At 47.8% G+C, this 6,312-nt stretch carries 5 protein-coding genes; 2 read left to right on the top strand and 3 right to left on the bottom strand.

From position 1 onward, the window contains the following. Positions 1-516: MltR family transcriptional regulator (locus IQR33_RS30130; protein WP_193844283.1), on the top strand; the 516-nt coding region annotated here is incomplete at its 5' end. Positions 517-661: 145 nt separating this feature from the next. After that, positions 662-2,587, top strand: coding sequence for a dihydroxyacetone kinase operon transcriptional regulator DhaR (gene dhaR / locus IQR33_RS30125; protein WP_193837536.1), 1,926 nt, complete (start codon positions 662-664; stop codon positions 2,585-2,587). A gap of 80 nt (positions 2,588-2,667) precedes the next feature. Here dhaR and ptsP read toward each other — a convergent pair whose 3' ends face one another. The 3 genes from ptsP to IQR33_RS34880 all read right to left on the bottom strand — a co-directional run. Continuing rightward, the gene (gene ptsP / locus IQR33_RS30120) at positions 2,668-5,067 is read right to left on the bottom strand and encodes a phosphoenolpyruvate--protein phosphotransferase (protein ID WP_193837535.1); all 2,400 of its coding nucleotides are present in this window, start codon (positions 5,065-5,067) and stop codon (positions 2,668-2,670) included. 1 nt (position 5,068) lies between these two features. Continuing rightward, positions 5,069-5,704, bottom strand: coding sequence for a dihydroxyacetone kinase subunit DhaL (gene dhaL / locus IQR33_RS30115; protein ID WP_005379705.1), 636 nt, complete (start codon positions 5,702-5,704; stop codon positions 5,069-5,071). Between the two features lie 15 nt (positions 5,705-5,719). Then, positions 5,720-6,312, bottom strand: a 593-nt coding sequence (locus tag IQR33_RS34880) for a dihydroxyacetone kinase subunit DhaK (protein WP_228014223.1), incomplete at its 5' end; no start/stop codon positions are given.

The raw sequence follows: 6,312 nt of genomic DNA, 5'->3' as shown, positions 1-6,312 counted from the left end.
AACGAAACCGAGATCATTGAGCGATTAAACAGCGCACCATCGGTACGAGGCTTTTTCATTGCAGCAGTCGACGTTTTTAACGATTCGATCGACGGGTTAGTGCAAAGAATCTTTCGTAAAGATAACTTCGCTGTTCAATCGGTTGTCGGTCCGCTGCTACAAGACTCTGGACCGCTGGGCGATCTGTCTGTTCGTTTGAAGTTATTGTTTGGCTTGGGAGTGCTCCCCGATGACATTTACCACGACATCGAAGACATCATCAAACTCAAAAACCAACTCAATAGTGACGCTTCAGATTACGAATTCACTGACCCGAATATTCTAGAACCAATTAAGAAACTGCACTTGGTGAAGAAAATGGGCATGGTGCAACTGGAAGTCAGCGAACCAGATGACGACATCGACCTTGAGTTTTATCAGCTACAACTGCAACGTCAACAACAAATCATTAAGTCAGGGCTCTCACTTGCCATTGTCGAGATTTGCAATGAGCTCGGCAAAGACAGCCCTTTTTAATCGAAAAACTGGCAAGGAAGCCTCCTCAACTCGCCCCTCTTTTTGCACATTCTTCTATACAACGTGCGTGAAAGCCATCACAGTCCATATTCCGATGTCTCTGTAACATCAGACCAATCTATCGCTAGTATTGAAACGGGATCGCATGCTTTCAATCGAAGACACTAAAACTAAGTGGGAGTTTTTCCAGAAACACCACTGGGTATCTCCAGAATTTTCCCGCACTCCCGTCCTCGAGTCGTGGGAGCGTTGCATAAAGCAATGCAGCCCTTACACCTGGTCAAAGCCACATATTGCCTCTGGATTTACCTTCTCATCTCTGATGAAACGCAACGAGCACCTCATCGAATGCGCCACGACCGTACTTGAAGACACTTACGACATGCTAGGGGACGAAGACCTGCTATTGATGGTAACCGATGGCAACGGCTGTATTCTCTCCACCGTCGGGCACGACTCTATGCGACAAGAGATGCAAACGCTCGGCATAAAACAAGGCTGTTTTCTCTCCGAAGGAAAGATAGGCACAAATGCAGTCAATCTCTGTATCAATACTCATATCCCGTGTGAAGTTTTTGCTGCCGAACATTTCAATCGCCACTTGCACTCTTATGCCTCTGTAGCTGCGCCTGTTTTTGACCAATTTGGAAAATTACGCGGTACAACATGCCTTTTCAGAAAAGCGGAAAGCTATAAGAAAGAAGACTTAGTCATCATCGCGTCGAGCGCGAAAGAAGTCAGCTTGCAAATCCACATTCAGTCGGAACAAGAAAACATGAACCGCCTCACTTGTGCGCATAACGCAACGTTAGAGTGCATGGATGACGGCCTTCTAGCGTGGGATGAAGAAAATCGCATCACCATGGTAAATCACCAGTCCGAGCGTTTGTTAAACATTGAAGCCAGTCAGGTCTTGGATAAAGAAGTCTTTTCTGTTTTGCGCTTCCCACCGAATGTCCTTACTAGTATTGAGTCAGGTGCGAGCATAAACCGTAAACTCACAACGGTAGAGGTTCGTGGCGAGTTTGTTGAGGCGATCATCACCTTGCGTCCACTCAACGACGGCACACACTTATTGTTCTTGCACCCTATCGATAAAATTCGCGAACTTGCTCAACAACAAATAGGTGGCAGTGCGCGCTATACGTTCAGCACTTTGCCCGTCATTTCACGAAAAATGAAGCATGTCATTACCGTGGCAAAACGGGCCATAAAGTCAAAATCACCGATTCTAATTACAGGTGAAGAAGGCGTAGGAAAAGCCACTCTCGCCATGGCGATTCATAACGAAAGCGCCTACAAAGAAGGACCATTCATTACGCTCAACTGCCGCTCCATCAATACAGAGCAACTGGTCAAAGAAACCCTGGGGTACGACGAAGGGCAAGGCATGCCTTCAAAGTTTGAGCTCGCCCATGGCGGTACGCTCTTTTTAGAAAAGGTGGAATATCTGTCGCCCGATTTACAAGCCGTGCTACTTAAGTTGTTAAAAACTGGGCTCGTCAGCCGCAGCGACAGTTTGCGATTGATCCCCGTAGATTTTCAACTTATTACCAGCACCGCTTCAGAGATCAGCGAGTATGTCACTCAGCGCTCATTTGGTCGGCAACTTTATTATGAAATCTCCTCGAACGAGCTGCATATTCCACCACTACGAAAGCGTAAAGAAGACATTGAATTTCTCGTCCAGCAGCTTATCAGCCATTACGAACGCCGCCACAATGTGACGATCTCGATAGAGCCAGTCGCACTGGAAGCGTTGATGAATTTTCGTTGGTCAGGCAATAACTCCGAATTAAGAAATCGAACTGAGCGAATTTTGCTTAACCGCAGTTCCAACTTAATCAAGCTGAACGATATTCCTGAAGACATTAAACTGAATTCTCGCCATACCGCAGAAAATACGCCAGTAATCACGTTAGAAGAAGCCGAGAGAAGAGCGATTGTTCAGGCTTGGAATCAGTGTGATGGCAAAATGCGTGATATGGCGAAAGCATTGCAAATTGGCCGCACGACCTTATGGAGAAAAATTAATAAGTTTGGGCTGCAGGAGCAAATGAAGCTGTATTAAGTCGTGAATTGGCGTTCCTATAACAAAAGTAAAACCGGCGTAAGCACGCCGGTACAGGTGTACTAACGATAAGGTATCGATTAAACATCGACAGACAACTGACGAATCTGCGCTTTTAGTCCCGGTAGCATGCTCGAACTGGCGCTGAATTTTCGCAACCCCACGCGGAGCAATGTTTCTGTGGCATTTGGATCGCCAGCCATCTCACCACACATACTAACCGGTATGCCCGCGCGATCGCCTGCTGCACACGTGAGCTCAATGGCTTTTAGTACCGATGGTTCAAAGTAGTTCACCAATTCAGCAACAGCAGCGTTACCTCGATCGGCGGCCATAACATATTGAGTCAAATCATTGGTGCCGATAGAGAAAAAGTCGACTTCTCGAGCTAACGCATCAGCATTCAACACCGCGGCTGGCACCTCAATCATAATACCAACGCGCAAATGAGTCGCATCCAAGCCGAGTTGGTTTGCTTGATGCGCCAACAGCACTTTTACTTTTCTCACTTCTTCAACCTGAGCCACCATCGGTATCATCAATTGAATATTCGGTTGCTCGTGAAAGGCTCTCAGAATGGCTCGAAGTTGAGCGGTAAACAATGACTCATGTTGAAGACACAACCGCACCCCTCTCAAACCTAAAAATGGATTATCTTCTGCTGGCATAGGATAAGCGGCTAAAGGCTTGTCACCGCCAACATCTAGACTACGAATCGTAAGTGGCTTATCACCAAGTGCGGCGGCAATATCACGATACACTTGGTATTGCGCTTCCTCAGTTGGCAACTCATCACTGTTTTGAAATAGAAACTCAGTCCGAAATAGACCAACGCCCTCAGCTCCTGATGTTAGTGCATCATCAATATCTTTCGGTCCACCAATATTGGCGAGTACTGGAATATGGACACCATCACAGGTGACTGCGGCTTGCTGAGCACTCGCTAATGCACGTTGTCGGATGCTTTGCCACTCAATTTGCTGAGCTTCTAATTCCTGCTGTACGGCATCTGAAGGAGAGAACCATAAATGCCCTCGGAAGCCATCAATAGTCACCACTTGACCAGCACGCACAGCATCAAGGCAGCCCTGAGCTTTAACGATGGCAGGAATCCCCATCGCACGAGCAAGAATCGCACTGTGAGAGGTTTTCCCTCCCTCACTCAAACAGATACCAAGCACTTTCGATTTATCAAGCCCGGCCACATCAGAAGGCATCAGGTCGCGGGCCAACAAAATACTCGGTTCCTGAATGTCGATGGCATTAGGCGTTACGCCTGTCATTTCGACCATAACTTGGCGTGCGATATCATGTACATCTGCTTCGCGTTCCCGCATGTACTGACTTTCTGCCTGGCGAAACTCTTCGGCCAACGTTTGCAGTGATTCTACCCAAGCTTGCTCGGCTATCATGCCCGTTTGAATTCGCGACTCGACCGATGCCCATAATTCTGGGTCACTGAGCATCATGCTATGAGCAGCAAATATTTCCCCTTTCGGCTGCTTCGCTTGCTCCTGCAAATGTTGAACAACCACGCCTATCGCACGCTTAACCCGTTCAATTTCATCTTGTTCACTTTGGAAATCACGTTCAGGCACTGCTGGCATTTCATGAGTAAAAAGGACAGCAGGAGCAGTAGCGATACCGTCATTGACTCGAATACCAACAACAGCACCTTCAATCTGATTTGAGGCCATGCCATCGAGCAGAGTATCTGAACTTTCTTCAGGTTCGATAATGCCTTGCTCAACCGCCTCTTTTTCTCCGAAGTGCTCATAAGCTAAGGCTTCAAATGCCTTGATTGCTTCACTGGATTGAGAGCCGAGTGCGCACAGCGTGATCGTCTCTTGGCTACGAACGCCAAGTTTCGCAATGCTGTTTAAGCTTTTCGCGTTCACACGGCGCTCGCCTTTTTTCAACCATAATTGGCAGTCAAAAGGCGCGAGTGCACCAACAATGGCCGCAGCGGGACGAGCATGTAATCCATGCGGATTTTGCACTACCCAATCAAATGTCCATTCTTGCTCAAAGTTCTCTGATACTGGCGCTATCTCAGCGGATGTTAGTGGCTGATCACCAAGGTGCTCTTGTTTTACGCTTAACGCATTCTGTGCCTCTTCGACTACCGTCGATAAAGGCAGTCCGGCGGCGGCAGCCACCGACGCCGCCATGGTTCCTTCAACAATAGGTGCCGAGATAAGGGTGACATTTTCCCTCACATGATCATCAATCAGGTCCAGAGCCATTTCCGTGCTAAGCAACGCGCTGCCAAGATCCATCAACACAACAACCCCTTGTTGATCTTGTACCTGCTCAATCGCTTCCATCACGGCAATGGCATCGGTTCCGATCGGGTTCTCTGGATCATCAATCCCAGCAGCAATCGCAAGCTTGGCTTTGCCTTGCGTCATTTGGGTGGCAAGTTCTGCCACCCCTTCGGCAAGTCGACGACTATGAGATACAACTACAATTCCCACCATCTTAATTACCTGCTATTGCCTGCTGTAGTGCTTTAATCATTAACAAAGAAGAGGTTGCACCGGGATCTTGGTGACCAATACTGCGTTCACCTAAATAGCTTGCTCGCCCTTTTTTCGCCAACATTTCAATCGTGGCAACCGCGTTCGTTTCTGCTAGCTCAACCATTTCATTAAGTAAGTGATCGGCGCTCATGCCATTTTCTAACGACGCCTTCACGCTAACTAAAACGGGTAACCAAACATCACACATGGTTTTATCACCCAGTTCCGCTTTACCACGAGACACCACGCCATCCACACCGCTTTTTAGTGCATCGACCAACTCTTCAAACGTTAGTTGCTCTCGGGTTCCGACAGCGGCAGCCGTGCGAATAAACAGCGTGCCATACAGCGGGCCACTTGCCCCACCGACACTAGAAAGCAAGGTCATGCCCGTATTCTTGAGAATGCTGCCGATATTTTGGTCCGCAAATTGCGGCAGTTTTTCAGCAACTTTTTTAAAGCCACGGTTCATATTGAGACCATGGTCTGCGTCACCAATATCACGATCAAGGTCGGTCAGAAAATCTTGATTCTCTTGATACGTTTTTGCACATAACTCTAGCCAGTGAACGATATGTTGTTTTTCAATTTGCATGTTTGCTCCCCCCTCTTACCACTTGATCGCGGCCGTATCGACAGGAGCATCGAACAGCTCCAACATCTCTTTATCTGCCTTCAGCAACGTAATCGAAACGCCTTCCATATCGAGTGACGTACAGAAGTTACCAACCATATTACGCACGATACGGAACCCTGCTTGCTCGCAGTTATGAGCCAGACGGCGGTACACTCCGTAAAGCTCTGAAGTTGGCGTACCGCCCATACCATTCACCATCACGATGTAGTCGTGTTCAGCGGCGAAAGGCTCAATGCTGGATTCCACTTCATCCCATTCACCTTCGTCACGATTCCAAATACGCAATGTGCGCTGATAAGGTGTGTTTTCAGCAACTTCAGCAAACATTTCATCCACTAACGTATCGACATCGGTGTATTTCACTCGCTTGATACCTGGTTCACCATGGATACCAACACCAAACTCCACTTCATCATCTTCCAGAACAAAAGATGGTTTACCTGCTGCGGGTACAACACAAGCATTAAGCGCCACGCCAAATGAACGACAGTGATTATTAACGCGACGAGCCAGTGCTTCACATTGCTCCAACGAATAACCTTTGCTCGCGGCAGCCCCAACTAACT

Origin of the sequence: Vibrio sp. OPT46, from assembly GCF_015163535.1 — a bacterium.
GTDB classification, from domain to species: domain Bacteria; phylum Pseudomonadota; class Gammaproteobacteria; order Enterobacterales; family Vibrionaceae; genus Vibrio; species Vibrio alginolyticus.
This window is presented reverse-complemented; position numbering and strand designations above follow the sequence as displayed.